At 41.5% G+C, this 19,674-nt stretch carries 14 protein-coding genes; 6 read left to right on the top strand and 8 right to left on the bottom strand.

Annotated features, from left to right (window positions below; genetic code table 11):
• Positions 1–364: 364 nt before the first annotated feature.
• The 3 genes from J8Z28_RS04465 to erpA form a co-directional block, all read right to left on the bottom strand.
• Positions 365–3,439: an efflux RND transporter permease subunit gene (locus J8Z28_RS04465; RefSeq protein WP_250659977.1), complete on the bottom strand. Its 3,075-nt coding sequence runs from the start codon at positions 3,437–3,439 to the stop codon at positions 365–367.
• Between the two features lie 2 nt (positions 3,440–3,441).
• Positions 3,442–4,533, bottom strand: a complete 1,092-nt coding sequence (locus J8Z28_RS04460) for an efflux RND transporter periplasmic adaptor subunit (RefSeq protein ID WP_250659976.1) — start codon at positions 4,531–4,533, stop codon at positions 3,442–3,444.
• Positions 4,534–4,637: 104 nt separating this feature from the next.
• On the bottom strand, positions 4,638–4,976 hold the full coding sequence (gene erpA, locus J8Z28_RS04455; RefSeq protein WP_054562313.1) for an iron-sulfur cluster insertion protein ErpA: 339 nt from the start codon (positions 4,974–4,976) through the stop codon (positions 4,638–4,640).
• A 180-nt stretch (positions 4,977–5,156) separates the two neighbouring features.
• Between erpA and J8Z28_RS04450 the strand changes: the two genes are divergently transcribed.
• From J8Z28_RS04450 to hemL, 6 genes are all read left to right on the top strand, one after another.
• Positions 5,157–7,532: a diguanylate cyclase domain-containing protein gene (locus tag J8Z28_RS04450; RefSeq protein ID WP_055197868.1), complete on the top strand. Its 2,376-nt coding sequence runs from the start codon at positions 5,157–5,159 to the stop codon at positions 7,530–7,532.
• A 71-nt stretch (positions 7,533–7,603) separates the two neighbouring features.
• A complete protein-coding gene (locus tag J8Z28_RS04445) occupies positions 7,604–8,935 on the top strand; it encodes a type 2 periplasmic-binding domain-containing protein (protein ID WP_250659975.1) in 1,332 nt (443 codons plus the stop codon).
• A gap of 99 nt (positions 8,936–9,034) precedes the next feature.
• Positions 9,035–10,717, top strand: coding sequence for a chloride channel protein (locus J8Z28_RS04440; protein ID WP_054562317.1), 1,683 nt, complete (start codon positions 9,035–9,037; stop codon positions 10,715–10,717).
• A 20-nt stretch (positions 10,718–10,737) separates the two neighbouring features.
• Positions 10,738–11,172: a CopD family protein gene (locus J8Z28_RS04435; RefSeq protein ID WP_054562318.1), complete on the top strand. Its 435-nt coding sequence runs from the start codon at positions 10,738–10,740 to the stop codon at positions 11,170–11,172.
• Positions 11,173–11,276: 104 nt separating this feature from the next.
• Positions 11,277–12,293 carry an aspartate carbamoyltransferase gene (locus J8Z28_RS04430; RefSeq protein ID WP_054554265.1) on the top strand — a complete coding sequence of 339 codons (1,017 nt, stop codon included), beginning with the start codon at positions 11,277–11,279 and terminating at the stop codon, positions 12,291–12,293.
• Positions 12,294–12,364: 71 nt separating this feature from the next.
• The gene (hemL, locus tag J8Z28_RS04425) at positions 12,365–13,645 is read left to right on the top strand and encodes a glutamate-1-semialdehyde 2,1-aminomutase (protein WP_054562319.1); all 1,281 of its coding nucleotides are present in this window, start codon (positions 12,365–12,367) and stop codon (positions 13,643–13,645) included.
• Between the two features lie 105 nt (positions 13,646–13,750).
• Here hemL and mrcB read toward each other — a convergent pair whose 3' ends face one another.
• From mrcB to J8Z28_RS04400, 5 genes are all read right to left on the bottom strand, one after another.
• Positions 13,751–16,078 (bottom strand): penicillin-binding protein 1B, encoded by a 2,328-nt coding sequence (mrcB, locus tag J8Z28_RS04420; RefSeq protein WP_055020644.1) that lies wholly within the window; start codon positions 16,076–16,078, stop codon positions 13,751–13,753.
• A gap of 91 nt (positions 16,079–16,169) precedes the next feature.
• Entirely contained in the window at positions 16,170–16,331 is a 162-nt protein-coding gene (locus J8Z28_RS04415) for a YqaE/Pmp3 family membrane protein (protein ID WP_082401591.1), read from the bottom strand.
• Between the two features lie 161 nt (positions 16,332–16,492).
• The gene (locus tag J8Z28_RS04410; protein ID WP_054562321.1) at positions 16,493–17,722 is read right to left on the bottom strand and encodes an ammonium transporter AmtB; all 1,230 of its coding nucleotides are present in this window, start codon (positions 17,720–17,722) and stop codon (positions 16,493–16,495) included.
• 9 nt (positions 17,723–17,731) lie between these two features.
• On the bottom strand, positions 17,732–18,070 hold the full coding sequence (locus J8Z28_RS04405; RefSeq protein ID WP_054554260.1) for a P-II family nitrogen regulator: 339 nt from the start codon (positions 18,068–18,070) through the stop codon (positions 17,732–17,734).
• Between the two features lie 181 nt (positions 18,071–18,251).
• Entirely contained in the window at positions 18,252–19,481 is a 1,230-nt protein-coding gene (locus J8Z28_RS04400; protein WP_054562322.1) for a diguanylate cyclase, read from the bottom strand.
• Positions 19,482–19,674: the final 193 nt, after the last annotated feature.

The raw sequence follows: 19,674 nt of genomic DNA, 5'->3' as shown, positions 1-19,674 counted from the left end.
GTGTAGCTAAAATTAAAGCATGTGCTCTATAGTTAACTGGTTAACTGTACCAAAAAATTGATCAATTGGAAGTGTAACAGGATGAAAGTATCACTTTAAAATCTGCATATTTATGCTTAAAGTGTATGTAAATACTGAAAAAGGTTAAGAAATGTTTCGTATATTATTTTTGTTGCCAATTGTACTGTGTGTCGCGTGGTACCTATTTTTAAAACAGAATCGTGTACCAATTAAGCAAGGTAAGAAGGGGTTTGTGTATATTTTGATCGCCTCTGCGTTAGTTTTAGGCTTCTTTTTACTGATGATTAAAGTGACCCAACACTAGGGTCACTCATTTTTAATTAATCAGTAACGAAATTACCGATTACCGACGACGATCTCGCAGCATTAACAAGCAAGGCGTAAGTACCAGTGTTAATACAGTAGCAAATGTTAATCCACCCGCAACAGCCGTGGCCAATTGCACCCACCACTGAGTAGATGGCGCACCAAAATCAATATGACGGTTAAATAAGTCAATATTCACTTGCAGTACCATCGGCATTAATCCCAATATGGTGGTTACGGTAGTTAATAGTACTGGCCTTAAACGCTGAGCACCAGTTCGTAAAATCGCATCTTTTGCAGCAAGACCTTGGCTACGTAAAACATTATAGGTATCAATCAATACAATATTGTTATTAACCACAATACCTGCAAGCGAGATAACCCCGATGCCTGACATCACGATACCAAACGGTTGCTGTAATACGATTAAACCTAAGAACACACCCACAGTTGAAAACAGTACAGCACTTAAAATCAAAAATGCTTGATAAAAGCTATTAAATTGCGTTACCAGAATGATCCCCATCACAAACAGGGCAACCACAAAAGCCTGCTCAAGGAAGGCTTCTGATTCATCTTGATCTTCTGTTTCACCACGCACTTTAATTTTCACGCGCGGATCTAGCCCTTGCTTCTCTAGTTGCGCTTGTAAGCGTGGCAACGCTTTAGCAAGTTGTTCACCCGGTTTCATGTCTGCATTAACGGTAACAACGCGCTGAGAATCAACACGGCGAATTGTATCGACCTTAGGGGCTGCTTGGCGCTCAACAAAGTGACTAATTGGCACTTGCCCGTGCATAGTTTTTACACGCAACGTTTCAAGACGTCCTAAATCTCGCTTGTCATGAGGAAAGCGTACGCGAATATCAATCTCGTCATCAACATCATCGGGGCGGTATTCCCCTAGTTTTAAACCATTAGTAATAAGCTGAACATTCGCCCCTAGCATACTGGCATCCGCACCAAAACGAGCCGCATCCGAACGATTCAATTTAAGTTGCCACTCAATGCCCGGTTTTGAAGCACTGTCATCAACATTTCGAAACGCGCCATCATTTTCGATAGCTTGTCTTACTCGTTTTGCTTCACTGTTAAGCACATCAACAAATCGAGAGCTGAGTTCAATACTCAGCGCTTTGCCACCACCGGGGCCGTTTTCATCTTTACGAAGTTCAATTTCGACACCAGCATAACTTGCCGTGATTTCGTTAACTTGACTGATTATATCTTCTGCAGGTGGGCGCTCATCCCAGTCTTTTAGATTCATTCTAAACGTGCCTACCTGATCTTTACCGCCAGTACGGGCATACAAGGTTTTAATACCTTCCACTTTTAAGATGCGTGACTCAATGTCTTTCATGATCACGTCTTTTTCAAAAATAGATAAGTCACTGTAAGAGCGTACTTTGATATTGACGCCATTTGGCTCAACATCAGGAAAGAACTCAACCCCTAACTTAGAAACAGCAAATGCAAAGAACACCAAAATAGAAAACACGATTGCAGCAGCAAGGCTCCACCAAGGACGCTCTGTTGCATAATCAAGCACTCGAATATAACGCCCAAGCATCCCTTTAATTTGTGTTAAGTCACCAGACTCAGCTAACTCTAAATCATGTTTTTGCTGCTCAGAAAGCGGCCTTGATTTTCCTATTAATCCACCAATGGTTGGCACAAAAACCAATGCCATAAGTAATGACGCAGTCAAGGTGGCAATAAGCGTAATCGGCAAGTATTTCATAAACTCGCCCATCATTCCCGGCCAAAATATTAGCGGTGCAAAGGCAGCTAATGTCGTTGCCGTAGAAGCGATGATTGGCCACGCCATTCGCTCAGCAGCTAGTTTATAAGCAGCCTTGCGTGGTTTGCCTTCACTCATCGCTCTGTCAGCAAACTCACTGACAACGATTGCACCGTCCACCAGCATACCGACAGCCATGATGAGTGCAAAAAGCACCACGATATTCACCGTTAAACCAAATACAGAGATCACTAAAATCCCGGTTAAGAATGAACCAGGAATGGCAATACCTACTAAGAAGGCGGTGCGCGCGCCAAGTACCGCCACAATCACAATAACTACCAACAATACAGCAGACAGCACATTATTTTGCAGATCAGAGAGCATCATTTTCACGTCTTTTGACATGTCGCCGGTGTAATCCACTCGTATATGCTCAGGCCAAATTTCCTTGGCCTCATTCACCACTTTTTTAACTTGATCGACCGTATCAATAATATTTTCGCCAGCACGTTTTTTTACTTCCAGCGAAACCGCGTGGCGGCCATTAATACGTGCGATTGAGGTTGGATCTTTATATGCTCGGCAAATTTTTGCTACGTCCATAAAACGCACCACCCTATCGCCAACAACTTTCACAGGTTGCTCCATCACATCCTGAATCGTCTCAAATACCGATGGGATTTTTACAGCAAAGCGGCCTTTACCAGTATCAAGGGTGCCAGCAGCAACTAAGCGGTTGTTATTTGATAGCAGTTGAATAATGTCATTCGGTTCAAGGCCATAAGAAATCATCGCCAATGGATCGACCTCAATTTCGACCATATCCTCGCGGTCACCACCTACATCAACTTCTAATACACTAGAAATGCTTTCTAGTTCATCTTTTAGATTACGGGCCAGGGTTAGTAAACCTCGCTCTGGCGCATCGCCTGACAAGGTTAATGTAATGGTTGGCTGCTGATCTTCCATCAAGATTTCATGAACTTCTGGTTCTTCTGATTCAGAAGGCAGTTTTGCCTTAGCTAAACTAACTTTATCTCGTACATCAGCTAAGGCTTCTTTGGGATCCATACCCGCAATAAACTCAAGGGTCACAGAGGCATGTCCTTCACTTGCCACCGCTGACATTTCTTTTACGCCTTCAATCGAGCGTAGCTCAATCTCCATTGGCCTAACTAATAGCCGCTCAGCATCTTCAGGGGAAATACCGTCATGAATAATCGACACATAAATAAAAGGAATAGTGACATCAGGATTCGCTTCTTTAGGGATGGTTTGATATGTCACCCACCCCGAGATCAGCAACAAGATGAAAATAGATAAAACTGTACGCGTGTGAGTCAACGACGCTTCAATTAAGTTTTTCATACTTAGTTGCTCGTTGCTTCAGTAAACACAGGCTCAACTTTGTCACCGGCACGCACAAAACCTTGACCAAGGGTAATAACATTCGCTTGCTCACCTAAACCCCAAAGCCAAACGCCCTGCTCGGTGCTTTTAGCTAGATTTACTGACTTAAACTCTACAATATTGTCGTCATTCAGGACTTTTACGCCGATATTACCTTGTTCATCTAGGGCCATAAAAGCCGGGCTTAATAACATGGCAGGCTCAGTTGGCAACTCAATATTAAGCTGAGTCGAAAAACCTGCTTTATATTTCATACCCGGGTTTTCAAACGCCGCTTCGATGCGAAATGTATTAGTGCTGTCATCAGCAACAGAGGCAATATAACGAATTCGACCCGGATAGGTTTTGTCATTTAACACATGAGCAAAGGTAGCTTGCCCAACTTCTAAGCCTTGCACTTCTTTTTGAGTCGCATCGGCTCTGACAATTAACGGGTCTAAATCAGCAAGCTGCAAAATAGGGTCGCCTATGCCAACATAATCACCAATTTCGACTAAACGTTTGTTGATAACGCCATCAAAAGCAGCACGTACTTCAGTGCGCTCTAGCTTTAATTCAAGGCTTACCAAAGTTGCTTTTGCTTGTTGCAACATAGCTTGTGCTTGCATGGTCAATACTTTGTTTTGTAAACCTTGCTGATTAAGTTTAAGCGCGCCTTCGTATTCAGTTTGATACTGGGCAACTAAGGCTTCTGCTGATGTGATTTGGGCGGCTAAATCAGATTTATCGAGACGTAAAATAACCTGATCTTGTTTTACAAACTGACCTTCTTCAACCAAAATTTCGAGTACTTGCCCTGCTTGCCTAGCGCTAATGTTCGAGATTTTGTCAGGCTCTGACTTTCCATAAAAAGTTAGGTTTTTATTAATATTCTTAGCGACCAACGGCATCACTTGCACTTTAGGTAAGCGCTCTTGAACTTGCTCATCACCTTGCAGTGCTTTTTGATCTGCTTTGCTATCCCCAGACAGCATCCACAGTACAATCACCAAAACAATGGCGATAGCTAAAATATAGGGTTTCTTTTCTATAATTGTAGTTATATTTGGCAACGCAAAATTCCTTCTAATAATGCGTAAAATTTAGCAGAGGCGGGATACTATGAGAAGTTAAAGCAATAAAAAAGCCACATAAAGTGGCTTTTTTAAATAATTCATTAAACGCTGAAGCTGGCTCCGCAACCACAGGTTGTTGTTGCATTCGGGTTATTAACAAAAAAGCGTGCGCCTTCAAGCCCTTCAGTGTAATCCACGGTACCATCAACTAAATATTGAATACTCATAGGGTCAATTACTAGCGTTACACCATTTTTAACAATTTCTAAATCGCCAGGGTTAGCTTTTTCATCAAAAGTAAAACCATATTGGAAACCTGAGCAACCACCACCTGTTACATAAACACGTAGTTTAAGATCTGGATTCTCTTCTTCTTCGATTAACTGTTTAACACGAACAGCTGCTGCATCGCTGAACTTGATTGGCAACTCATCTGACATACCAAAACCCTCAAAACCTATATTGGCCGCAATTATCTAATACCCGAGTGTTTTAATCAAGTATCACCAGAAGAGCATCTCAATTATGGTGAGGGCAACTGGCTAAGCCATTCGACTTGGACTAAAGTTAATTTGTACTACATTTGGGCTGGCATGAGTTTGCACTGAGGGAAGATAATTGTGATAGAGCATTTCAAGCTGCATTTTATAACTGATAATTTAAGCAGTGCGCAGGTCATTCCAGCTGAATACGATTTACTCCTTGTTTTTGCTTCAATCCTCACAGCCGTATTTGCTTCGTATATCTCATTTTTATTATCTGCTCGTATCAAACACTCTTATCTAAAAAATGAAAGTCAGATCTGGACCATCATGGCATCGTGTTTTTTAGGTATAGGTATTTGGGGTATGCATTTTGTAGGTATGCTTGCCTATACCTTACCCATCCCTATTGAATACAACATTAGCATTACCTTGATATCAATTTTGCCAAGTGTGTTTGCCAGTTACATCGTACTCTCACCAGCACTACAAACCGACAAAGGGCTACTATTTAGAAGTGTGCTAATGGGTGCTGGGATTGGCTCGATGCATTTTGTTGGCATGATGGCGATGGTGATGCCTGCAAAAATGGCTTATGAGCCTTGGTTGTTCTCTTTATCTATTATCGTCGCTATTGTACTGTCAGGTATCGCATTAAAAATTAATGATTTTCGACTTGCTAAAGGGGTTCATCAAACACGGATGAACTTGGTGGTGGCTTTGATAATGGGCAGTGCAATTTCGGGAATGCATTACATCGGCATGATTTCGATGTCTGTTTTTGAAACTGAATACACCACCTATGTTACAACCCACGACTACTCGACGTTAGCACAACTTATTATTTTTATTCTGGTGGCATTAAGTCTGTTTGTATTGGGTGCTGTTGAGCTCAGAGCAAGGAGCTTATTATCAGCAAAACTAAAAGCAGTACTTAATACCGTACAAGATGTGGTAATTAGCTTTAATAATGAAGGAAAAATTGAATTTGCAAACCCGGCTGTTAACCAAGTTTTTGGCTATCAGCCACATGATTTAATAGGCAAACATATTCGTACCCTGATCCCCGAAAGATCGTTAGAACTTGATGAAATCCTCAGAGATTCACAGCTCAGTAAAAAAACGGCGGGTAAAAGTAGCAGTCGGCTCTTAAAAGGACAACGAGCCAATAAAAAACGATTTCCCATTACATTAACAATCAGCTCAATTGGTAAAAAAGAGTCAGGTCCTTATGTGGCGACAATAAAAGATCTCTCTGATATTCGAAACCAAGAAGCCTTTACACAAACTATTTTCGATAATTTACCCATCATGTTGTTTGTAAAAGAAGCTGAGCATCTTACATTTAGCCATGTAAATAAAGCGGGTGAGCAACTCCTCGGTAAAAATAAAGACCAACTAATCGGTTTAAATGACTTTGATATTTTCAGTAATGAACAAGCAGTCAGTTTCGTGCAAACCGATCGGGATGTATTGAAAAGTGATGACACTCTAACTATAGAGGAAAAGCCGGTTACTATTGATGACAATACTCATTACTTAAGAACACGGAAACTCACAATTAAAGACAGTAATGGTAAAGCGCAATATTTATTGGACGTTTCTGAAGATGTTACTGAATTAAAACAAGCAAAAACCGAGCTTGAAAGCTTACACCAACGCATGTCTATGGCTGCAGATGCTGCTCATATTGGTATATGGGAGTGGAATTTTGACACTAATGAACTGATTTGGGATGACTGGATGCATACCTTATTTGAAATTCCAAAATCAGAATTCAAAGGGGACTATTCAGCATGGGCAAATAGCTTGCATCCAGATGAATATGAAGACGTGACTAACAAGCTAAAACTCGCAATTTTAAATGGCGAAGAGTTTCACGCAGAGTTTCAGATTGTTCTACCCTCTGGCAAAACACGCTATATCAATGCAGATGGAAGAATATACGGCAACCGCATGATTGGCGTTAACTTCGATATCACGAAACGCGTCATGGCAGAGAAGAAAATTAGGCAATTAGCACAAACAGACTACCTTACTGGTTTAGCAAATCGTAGTGCGCTTGAGCGATTCATCAAGCAAGAATTTGCCCGTGTTGAGCGCACAGGCTCTAAGGTAGGTTGTCTGTATTTTGATCTTGATAAGTTTAAGCCGATTAACGACACCCATGGCCATGCAGTGGGAGATAAAGTACTGGTAGAAGTTGCTAAACGCTTACAAGATACTGCTCGCAAAACCGATTGTGCTGCACGCATTGGTGGTGATGAGTTTGTAGTTATTGTTACCGACATAGAAAACCAAGTACAAATAAACCGTGCACTATCACGATTGATCTGTGCGATTAAGGCGCCGATAAAATCAGAGTATGGTGACTTGCTCGTTGAGGCGAGTGTTGGCTTTGCATTATATCCTGACGATGCGCAATCATTTGACGAATTACTTAGCATGGCCGATAAGCGTATGTATGACCAAAAACATCACTGCTTTAGTTGTAATGTTATGAACTGCAAATAAGCAAATTAATAATGCTAAAAAATCTAATTTAGACGTATACTTATTAAACAATTAATAATGATTCTTTTTCCATGCTTTCTCGCTTTTATTATTTTATGGTACTTGTTTTTAGCTCGCTTGCAGCTGCTGATAGCACGTACCAAGAAACATGGGAAATCACCTCTTTAGAAGCCCCGCCGTATGCAAGTAGTACAATGGAAAATGGCGGTGATGCTATTGCACTACTAAGAGACAGGCTTGCCAAAAAATCGATAAACCTCGAAGTTGAATATTTACCTTGGCAAGATGCAATAAAAAAAGCCCAGTTAACCGGCTACCTGGGTTATTACCCTGCTTGGCCATCTGAAATGATGCCCGGCTTTGTTGCTTCACCCACTATTTTAAATTCTCAACTAGCTGTCATTACCACTCAGTCTAATCCACAAGATTTTGAAATCCTTGAACAGCTTTTTAATGAGCACAAAGTTGGCGTTGTTGAGCCTTATATTTACCCGGGTGTGGTCGAAAAAGTAATTCAATCCTATGCTGACAGCATAGTGCAAACAGCAAACGATGAAGAACTATTTCACTTATTTCAAACTAAGCAGATTAATTTTGCGATTACTGCACCAAAAGTGCTTAACTATTTTGCTGAGCAACAAAACCTATCTGAGCCAAAAATAGTAACTCAGTTTACCGACTCCCCATTAGTGATTGGCATACGCAATGACGCTGAAAACAAAGCTAAAATAGCCTTACTCAATGATTTATTTACTGACGCAAAGCCATCTGCAACAAATTACTCTCGGCCAAAAAAGCTGTTGTTAACCTATATAGATATTCCGCGTGTAGCACCATTTAAAGCGTTAATGAGTGATGTTTATAATGATTTAAATATCAAAGTCCAGATGCAAGCAACACCATCTCGAAGAGGCGTATTGTTATTAAATGCAGGCATCGTTGACGGCGATATTGTGCGCTCACAAAGTAATATGCGTAAATTCGAGAATATTATTGTCGTAGAACCTAGCCTTGGCGTTATTAACTTAGTGCTTCTATGTCGAAAAGCGCTGCCATGCGATAGAGATAATTTATACAACCCAAACAACCGAATTATGAGCTCGATTGGTGATATCGAAATTCTTAATGAGTTTGATATTAAAGCCGAGATCATTCATAACGAAGACTTGAGCCATACGCTTACTATGCTAAAAAAAGGTCGTGTCGATTATGCACTTTATCCTGCGCTCAATAACGATATAACTACCTTTAAAAAAGATTTTTCTGTAATTGTACTAAGGCAAATGGCTATCAACACGGTTATTCATAAAAAACATGCCCCGTTGGTAGATGAAATATCAAAAGCCATTACAGCTCGCTTACCTGAATTAACGCAGCGAATTAATAACGACAGCAAAGATTAGCTAGATTTACCCAAAATGCAGATAAAATTATAAAATCCCAACGACTTAGTTAATTTGATTTGCTAAACTGCGGCTCAAAAGTGCTGTGAGGAAATATGCATGTGGCTTGAGAGACTAAGACGTCGCCTAGCAAAGCCTAAAACATCTGTGCAATTGTGCTTACTTGGTGTAAGTGCAGGGTTAATTGCGGCAGTGTTGATCATACTTTTTCGCCTCACAATCATGTTTTTTCAAAGCTTATTTTTAGATAAGCCTGATGACTTCACCACTTTACCAACCTATGAGCGGATGATACTGCCAGTTGGTGCAGCCTTACTAATTGCCTTATTCGCCGCCCTAACAGGCTTTAAGCATTATCGTCTTGGCATTCCATTTGTAATTCACCGTATTAAAAAACATTATGGCCATATGCCGCTTTACAACACGGTAAACCAATTTGTCGGCGGTGCATTAGCCCTTATTAGTGGCTTTTCGGTCGGTCGAGAAGGCCCCTCAGTACATATGGGTGCAACGGGTGCCAGTTTACTGGCCGATAAACTACACCTTCCGCACAATGCAATGCGTACCCTCACCGGTTGTGGTGTTGCAGCTGGTATTGCTGCTTCATTTAACACCCCACTTGCAGCCGTTATCTTTGTCATGGAGGTGGTACTGAGGGAGTATAAGGTGCATATTTTCGTGCCCATTATGCTCGCAGCGGTTACCGGCGCATTAGCCACTCAATTTGTCTTTGGTGACGCTTCAGAGCTTGCACTTATCACCATGAACCCATTGAGTGGTTGGCATTACCCATTTTTAATCATTTTTGGTATGGCACTTGGCGCTGTTGCTTATGCATTTAACCAAAACTTGATGCTTATAATCCGTACCTTCAAACCACTAAGTATGTTCCCTCGTCTATTACTAGCAGGATTAATAGCTGGTTTAATTGCTTATATGGTTCCTCATGCAATGGGCTCTGGTATGAGTGCTATCACTATTGCTATTGAATCACCAGATGATGTGCAGTTTTTAACTACCATCTTGATTGCTAAATTACTCGCCACCTTATTTGCCATTGGTTTAGGTATTCCAGGTGGGATCATCGGCCCTGTTATTGGACTTGGGGTATTAATGGGCACCTTAATGGCCTTTTTCGCGCAGTTTATTAGTCCGGGTGTTGATATCACAGGTACCTATAGCATGCTTGGCATGGCAGGGTTATTGGCAGCAACATTACACGCACCACTGGCAGCTCTCACTACGGTTATGGAATTGACCTCAAGCCCCGAGATCATTGTGCCAGCCATGTTGGTGATCTCAACGGCTTATGTCACGGCGTTGCAGTTTTTTGGTAACCGCTCTATTTTCATGCAACAACTTGATTTCCAAGGGCTTGAATATCAAATATCACCAGCTACCGAAGCATTACAAAAAGTAGGTGTGATGGATGAAATGGATGAGCAATTCAAGCTGCTTTACAGTGACGACAAACAACAAATTAAAGAGTCGCTCGATGCCCTTGATAGCCAAACCCCGCTGATTGTTCATGATGAAGAGAATGGCTATCGTCTTGCAGAATATGATTTAAGCCTGATGTCTGACCAAGAAAGTAATATCAAATATGTCAGCCTTGCCGGCCTTAGTAGCCAAGCAACATTAGCCGATGCTTTTGACTTATTAAAAGATAAACGCAGCGGTGCGGTATATATTTACAACCTGCTTGATAACCAACAGATTATGGGCCTTTTGCGTTGGGACCAAATCAGACATATCCTTACCATTCGCAACAGTTTGTTATAACAATTAAAATGGATGCTTAAATGACTGCGCTATTAGTTTATAAAACCTTCCACGTATTCTTTATGATTGCTTGGTTTGCCGGTATTTTTTACCTGCCACGTCTTTTTGTTTACCACGCAATGAGTGAAGAAAAAGCCTGTAACTCAATGCTGAAAGTAATGGAACGCCGCTTACTGTTTTTTGTGACACCGTTTGCTGTTTTAACATTGGTATTTGGCGTACTGACCATTTTTGAATATGGTCGAGACTGGTTTAGATACAGCATGTGGCTGCACTACAAACTGGTGTTAGTGATTATTCTCTATATCTACCACGGCTATTGCTTTAAATTACTGGCTGACTTTAAGCATGATCGCAATACACGTAGCGATCGCTTTTACCGTATTTTTAATGAAGTTCCGGTACTCATCCTTTTAGCTATAGTGGCACTGGCAATTATTAAACCTAACTTATAATTTGCTGCTGTGAACGCTAAAAATTTGCTATAGTACTGCGCAAATTTATGCGGCCTCCCATACCGAGTGCCAGCGCCCTATAAATGTGATTAGGAACAAACCCCATGCTAAGTTTCCAAGGTGAAAATATCCTGTCGGTCAATCAGCTTGATCGAGATTGTATTGAACGTATTTTTGCAGTTGCTAAGAAAATGGAGCCTTATGCTAAAAAGCAAAAGCGCACCAATGTTTTAGAGGGCGCAATTTTAGCGAACTTGTTCTTTGAACCAAGCACGCGTACTCGCGTAAGTTTTGGTACTGCATTTAACTTACTAGGTGGTTTAGTTCGTGAAACAACGGGCATGCAAAGCTCAGCGCTTGCAAAAGGTGAATCTTTGTATGATACCGCACGCGTGATCTCAGCGTATGCAGATGCAGTCGCAATGCGCCACCCTGACGCAGGCTCTGTTGCCGAGTTTGCCACCGGGTGTGACGTGCCAGTGATTAATGGCGGTGACGGCCCGAATGAGCACCCAACACAAGCCTTACTAGACTTACTAACGATTGAACGTGAGCTAGGTCGTTTCAACCAAAGTATCGACGGTATGCATATTGCCCTAGTAGGTGATTTAAAATACGGCCGTACTGTGCACTCTTTATCTAAATTACTTTGTCATTATAAAGACGTTAAATTCTCTATGGTGGCACCTGATGGCTTACAAATGCCAGACTACATTTTAGATGCTGTTGATAACGCAGGTCATAAAATTCAAGTAGTAGATAAAATGGAAGGCAACTTGGCCGCCGATATTGTTTATCAAACCCGTATCCAAGAAGAGCGCTTTCCTTCACAAGAAGAAGCTAACAAATACCGTGGTGGTTTCCGTATCAGTCAGGCAATTTACAACGCACACTGTAAGCCTAACTCAGTACTGATGCACCCACTTCCTCGTGATAGCCGTTTAGAAGCAAACGAGCTAGATAACGATTTAAATAGCAACGACAACCTAGCGATTTTCCGCCAAGTGCAAAATGGCGTGTTAATTCGCATGGCGTTGTTTGCTCTAACCTTAGATGTTGCCGACAAAGTTGAGCAATATGAAGTCGACGTGCCTTGGTTTAGCCGTAAACGTAATAGCTAAGCTACTTCGTTTGGGCTCTTTGAGCCCTTGCAAACCAACTCATTTAACGTGACAACCCAATAGGACTATTCATGACAATTAGCCAAGATCTTTTTAATCGCGCGCAAGAATCAATCCCAGGCGGTGTTAACTCACCAGTTCGTGCCTTCAATGGCGTTGGCGGTACTCCTTTATTCATCACTAAAGCTGAAGGCCCTTTTACCTTTGATGCTGATGGTAACCGTTATATCGATTACGTTGGTTCATGGGGACCAATGATCATGGGTCATAACCACCCAGCTATTAAGCAAGCGGTATTAGAAGCCGTTGAAAATGGCTTAAGTTATGGTGCACCAACCGAAACTGAAATCTTAATGGCCGAAAAAGTAAAAGAGCTAGTACCATCAATCGAAAAAGTACGTATGGTAAGCTCAGGTACTGAAGCAACAATGAGTGCAATTCGCTTAGCACGTGGTTTCACTGGCCGTGACAAAATCTTAAAGTTTGAAGGCTGTTACCACGGTCATGCTGACTCACTACTAGTAAAAGCAGGCTCAGGCGCACTGACTATGGGTGTACCAAACTCACCGGGTATTCCTGAAGACTTTGCTAAGCACACATTAACTGTGTCGTTTAACAACCTTGATGAAGTAAAAGCAATTTTCGCAAAATACGCTGACGAAATCGCTTGTATCATCGTTGAACCAGTTGCTGGCAACATGAACTGTATTCCACCTGTACCTGGCTTCTTAGAAGGTTTACGTGAGGTGTGTGATGAATACAAATCTGTGCTTATTTTTGATGAAGTAATGACAGGTTTCCGTGTTGCTTTAGGCGGCGCACAAGCTTACTACAACATCAAGCCAGACCTAACGTGTTTAGGTAAAGTGATCGGTGGCGGTATGCCAGTGGGTGCATTTGGTGGTAAGAAAGAAATCATGGATTACATCGCACCTGTTGGCCCAGTTTATCAAGCAGGTACATTATCAGGTAACCCAATTGCCATGGCTGCTGGCTTAAAGTCTTTAGAGCTATTAAGTGCTGAAGGCCTGCACGATGAACTTGAAGCAAAGAGCAAAGCAATTTGTGAAGGCTTTGAAGCCGCTGCGAAAAAAGCAGGCATTGCACTTACAACAAACTACGCAGGTGGTATGTACGGCTTCTTCTTTACTGATAAAGAAAAAGTAACTAGCTACCAACAAGCGACTGAGTGTGATTTAGAGCGCTTCAAGAAGTTCTTCCACTTAATGCTAGAAGAAGGTGTTTATCTAGCTCCTTCGGCGTTTGAAGCAGGCTTTGTGTGCGCTGAGCACTCTGAAAAAGAGATCAACGACACCATTGCTGCCGCAGAGCGCGCATTCGCGAAGCTTTAATAAGCGTTAAGCAAGTTAATAAAAAGCCCCAGCATTTTTCAATGCTGGGGCTTTTTTTATTCTTTGCCAATTCGTTTATTTAAGTATTAATGCGAGTTGGTGTTATTAATCTCTAACGCAAGTTGGTCTAGGCTCAAACTCACTGGCACGTATAGGTAGCTGCACTACTTTGCCGCAACCCGGAGGCGCTTGCAGACCAGTCTCTTCGTTAATAAAGGCCCAACGAATAGAAGCAGGGCGAGTATCCGCTATGGCTTCAGGGTTGAGTGGCTTAAGGTAACGAATGTAAGCTTCTAGTGCGCCAACACTTCCTGTTAAACCTGTGCTCTTGTTATCGTCGCGACCAATCCATGCAACAGTCACGGTGTTTTGGTCAAAACCTGCAAACCAACTATCGCGTAAGTCATTACTGGTGCCTGTTTTACCAGCAAGCTGAATTGATGGGAAATGAGCATTTAGGCGTTTAGCCGTGCCATCTTTAGTCACGCGCTTCATTGCATACTTAGTCATGTAGATTGATGCATCATCAAAACGTTTTTGTGAGCTGACATCATGTTTATAAAGCACCTTACCTACTGAGTCTGTCAGTGCTGAAATAGACGTTAATTCGCGGTACTGACCATCAGCAGCAAGGGTTGTATAAAGCTGCGCTACCTCAAAGCTTGAAAGCTCAAGAGCGCCTAATAACAATGATGGATATTGATCAATTCGCCCTTCTACACCTAAACGCTTCAAGGTATCAGCTACTTTATCAACCCCAACATCAAGGCCCGTGTTAACCGCAGGAATATTTATACTGTTACTAAATGCTTTGTATAGTGGCATAGGGCCGCGAAACTGCTTGTCGAAGTTCTCTGGTTGCCATACTTTCCCCTGCTCATTAGTCACTTGCAGCGGTGAGTCATCCACCAACGTAGCAACATTAAACTGACCACTTTCAAATGCCGTTAAATAAACGGCAGGCTTAACGAGTGAGCCAATATTACGCTTGGTATCAAGCACACGGTTAAAACCAAAATAACGTACGTCACGGCCCGCAACTAATGCCGACACCCCACCCTTTTCAACGTTAACAGAGATCATCGCCGCTTCAAGCTCTTCTGTTTTAGGGCGTCTTTCTAGATAAGGTAAACTTGCCTCAATCGACTCTTCCATGGCCGTTTGCTTTTGTAAGTCAAAATAGGTGAATACACGCACCCCGGCATCTAACACTTGCTGATCAGGTAGCAGGCGCTTTAATTCTCGATTAACTAATTCTAAGTAACCCGGATACGACTTTTGCAGACTGTCTTTCATTGGTGCAATATCAATTGGTCGCTTTAATGCCGCACGATATTCACGGGTATCAATCAATTTATTTTCAACCATTAAGCGCAGTACTAGATCACGACGCTCCATTGCGCGCTCACTATAACGACGTGGGTTGTAATACGATGGACCTTTCACCATAGCCACTAAAAGCGCAATTTGGTCGTATTCAAGCTCATCCACAGGCTTTGAGAAATAAAACTCAGCGGCAAGGCCCATACCATGAACGCCTTGATTGTAAGACTGACCTAAATACACTTCATTGAGGTAAGCTTCTAAAATGTCATCTTTGCTGTAGCGGTAATCCAATATCAAGGCGATAAGCGCTTCATTAAACTTACGCACCAGAGAACGCTCACGGGTAAGGTATATATTCTTTGCTAATTGCTGGGTTAAGGTACTGCCCCCTTGCACTGTACGTCCGGCTTTAATATTGCTGTATAAAGCGCGCATAATTGACCACACAGATACGCCATGGTGTTGATAAAAATTACGATCTTCAACCACTAGTAAAGTGTCTTTTAGCATCGGCGGAAATTTATCTAGCGGCACAAACTCGCGGTCTTGTTTTGAATCATTACCAATGCGAGCTATTTGAACTGGCTCTAATCGAGCGCTGTTTAAACGACGACCAAATTTATCTTTGATAGTTGCTAATTTCTGCCCTGAAAAACGCAGCTCAATCACTTGTGAATCTTCAAGGCCATCATAAAATTCAAATTCACGGCGGTACACTTTAATACTGTTAGCTGATTTAACATACTGGCCAGTTCGGCTTAGCTTGTTTACAGATGAGTAATTTAAACGGTTTAACTCCCAAATAACCTCTTGCTGAGACAAATACTGCCCAGGATAAAAGCTCATTGCACGAGCATACACTTGTGCAGGTAACTGCCATTTATTGCCTTCAAATTGGCGAGTAATTTTTGCATCTAAATAAATTAGATACAGCACCATGGCAACAATCACAGCAAGTGAAAGCTTCCAAAAAATTGACCAAAGTTTTCTTAATACACTAGCTTTAGCTGGCCCTTGAGGTGCGCGTGAGCGCTTAGCGGTAGTTTTTTTTGATGTCGCCTTCGGTTTACTAGACGATTTTTTTGCAGGAGTTTTTTTATCAGCCATTGAGTTCGCTATTGGTCAGTTAATTTTACAGGATTACGCCTTGAACAGCGCAATATTAACACCTGTAAAATTAACAGTCACTTAAACTCGTTTAGCGTGTACACAACCAGAGTGAGTGGATCACAGCAGGTATAAAGAAGATAAAGCATAGAATAATGTTAATCACTAAGTCTTTACCTGCGCCCGCTTTTAAGAATACCGCAACAGGCGGTAAAAATAGCGAAATAATTATAAGCAAGAGTTTGTTATCCATCGTTTTTCCTTGTTAGAAATGAACATTAAGCATAGTCAAAAAATAGCGATTTCGCCTATCAGAAAAGACTTATTTAAACGCAAAAAAGCCCTACCTAAGTAGAGCTTTGTTTTGAACACACAATGATATTGTTATGGGCGTGCTATTTGCACGCACCAAGATTAGTTACTGCGAACTGATACAAACTCAGGGTAAGCATCAATACCACAATCATGTTGATCCATACCGTTTAGTTCTTCTTCTTCGGTAACACGGATACCCATGGTATTTTTCAGGATTGCCCATACGATTGATGACGCGATGAACACAAATCCTAAGATACATACTAAGCCAATTAATTGATTAACAAAGGTTGCATCAGAATTTGAAAGTGGTACTAACATGATACCTAGTGCACCACACACACCGTGTACAGAGATAGCACCTACAGGGTCATCGATTTTCGCTTTATCAAGAGCAACGATGCTAAATACAACCAGTGAACCACCTAATAGACCAAGTAAACAAGCAAGTAATGGCGTTGGAGATGCAGGCTCTGCAGTAATCGTTACTAGACCTGCTAGTGCACCATTAAGAACCATAGTTAAATCAGCTTTACCCCATAACACTTTACATACGAATAGTGCTGCAATTGCGCCACACGCTGCTGCTGCGTTAGTGTTTAAGAAGATTTTACCAACCGCTGTTGCGTTTTCAGCGTCAGAAACAAGTAGCTGTGAACCACCGTTAAAGCCGAACCAACCCATCCAAAGGATTAATGTACCTAGAGTTGCTAACGGTAAGTTAGAGCCAGGAATTGGGTAGATTTCACCGTTTTTACCGTATTTCCCCTTACGAGCACCTAGGAAAAGTACACCAGCTAGCGCTGCCGCAGCACCTGCACCGTGAACGATTGCAGAACCAGCGAAGTCAACAAAGCCCATTTCAGATAAGAAACCTGCGCCCCAAGTCCAGTAACCTTCGATTGGGTAGATGAAACCAGTTAAAACAACAGTGAAAATTAAGAATGCCCATAACTTCATACGCTCAGCAACCGCACCAGATACGATTGACATAGCTGTTGCTACGAACACAACTTGGAAGAAGAAATCAGACTCTAAAGAGTGATCCGCATCAGCAGCTTGAGTGCCGATTAATGCGCCAAATGAAGGGATGAAACCACCTTCTGCGTTATCAACATACATGATGTTGTAACCCACTAATAAGAACATAGTGCAGGCAATAGAAAATAGTGCAACGTTTTTAGTTAGGATTTCTGTTGTATTTTTTGCACGAACTAAACCTGCTTCAAGCATAGCGAAACCAGCCGCCATCCACATTACTAAAACACCCGACATTAAAAAGTAAAAAGTGTCGAGTGAGAACTTCAACTCTACGATAGTGTTTTCCATAATTCCCCCTTAAATTGCTTCTTCATCAAGTTCGCCCGTACGGATACGAACGATTTGGTCTAAGTCGTAAACAAAAATTTTGCCGTCACCAATTTTGCCTGTTGAAGCAATTTTTGTGATGGTTTCAACAACGCGTTGACAATTTTCGCTACGAGTTGCAATTTCAAGTTTGATTTTTGGAATAAAATCGACTTGGTATTCAGCTCCACGATATAGCTCAGTATGACCACGTTGACGGCCAAAGCCTTTAACGTCGACAACTGTCATCCCCTCAATGCCTAAATCAGCCAATGCTTCACGTACATCATCAAGTTTGAATGGCTTTATTATTGCACTAATCATTTTCATAGTGGCCCCCTTCGGACGCTTATTGTTATCCTGTTGGCTTATACAATCCAACCTTTGTGCCACTATTTTTTATTACTTATTTTCAATAACTTAAAAATAAAAATTGGTTTTTGCACAAAAAAAATGCACCCTATTGGTGCATTTTTTTAACAATTAACCAGCGCTGGTGCAATTAGCACAACTATAGTTTAACTAAGCAGTTCCGATCTTGCTGTTTGGCTTGATATAAGGCCTTGTCAGCAATGCGCATCGCAGCTGTAAGCGATACTTTTTGGAATTGAGTCATACCAATACTCATGGTTAATGAGTAAGGCTCACCGTTAATTGAAAAGGCATGGCTTGCTAACTGCTCTCTGAAGGTATTGAGCCTTGATTCGGCCTTAGCTAAGTCCATATTATGCAGTACCACGGCAAATTCTTCGCCGCCGATTCTCGCGATAGTGAAGTCATCAAACTTAGTCTTTAAAAATGAAGACACTTGTTTTAGCGCCTGATCACCCGCCTCGTGACCAAACTGGTCGTTCACATTTTTAAAAAAGTCGATATCAAGCAAAGCCAATACGTTTTCTTGCTCAACATTTTTAAGCAGTTTTTCTGCGTATTGATAAAAATAACGACGATTATACAAGCCAGTTAAATGGTCGCGGTATGCGCTTTCTTTTATATCGGCTATTAAAGCAAGCTGCTCCATGGTTTGCATAACACGGCAATGAAACTCTTCATTCATAAACGGCTTAGTTAAAAAGTCGTTAGCGCCGTATTTAATAAAACGCGCCGATAAACCATGCTTACCGGCACCTGATAAACCGATAATAGCTAAATCATCACGGCCGCGGAAATTACGCACCGCTTTAACGAGCTCAAAACCATCCATTGTTGGCATTGCATAGTCCGTAAGAAGCAGCTTGATTTCAGGATCGTCTTTAAGCATTTGTAGTGCTTGTTCACCATCTTGAGCATCGCGTACATCAAACAACTGCTTTTCGAGCATTTGCTTCATCAAAGTGCGACTTAGTACTGAGTCATCAGCCACCAGCGCTTTGCTACCATCGTTTCTAAGTAATTGTGCAACAAGTTTGATCGCATAATGGTATGAGTCGCGGTTATCTTTAACCACGTAATCAACCACACCAAGCTCTAACATCTGCTGGCGAATGTATTCATCAATTTTTGATGTTAGAACAACGGTCGGGATGTTTTTTGATAAGGTGTATTTAGCTACTTCGCCATTCATCGCATCAGGTAGCGTTAAATCGACTAAAGCCAAGGTGTAATCGTGCTCGGAAATTAAAGAGACGCCCTCTTTTAAAGACCACGCAAAGTCGACAGCCACATCTAAATAGTGAGCAGCGAGGTGACGTAACACTTGCTGTACTACTTTACTGTCTTCAACTACTAATACTCTTTGCATTGCAACTTCTCTTTCTTAAGCACGTGTACACAGATTATAAAAACGCTAAATATACGCCATTTTTTAATCTAGCTAAATAATTAAGCAAAATATCTTTGCTAAAAAAATGCACTTTTTTGTAACCAGCTCAGCATTTTCAGTTATTTTTCTGTTTAACAGCTAATATTGGTCACTAGTCTCATTAGTTTGTCAT

This window comes from Pseudoalteromonas sp. SCSIO 43088 (assembly GCF_023650795.1).
In the GTDB taxonomy this organism is placed as follows: domain Bacteria; phylum Pseudomonadota; class Gammaproteobacteria; order Enterobacterales; family Alteromonadaceae; genus Pseudoalteromonas; species Pseudoalteromonas shioyasakiensis.
Note: the sequence above shows the minus strand (reverse complement) of the source record. Positions and strands in the feature narration are given on the sequence as shown.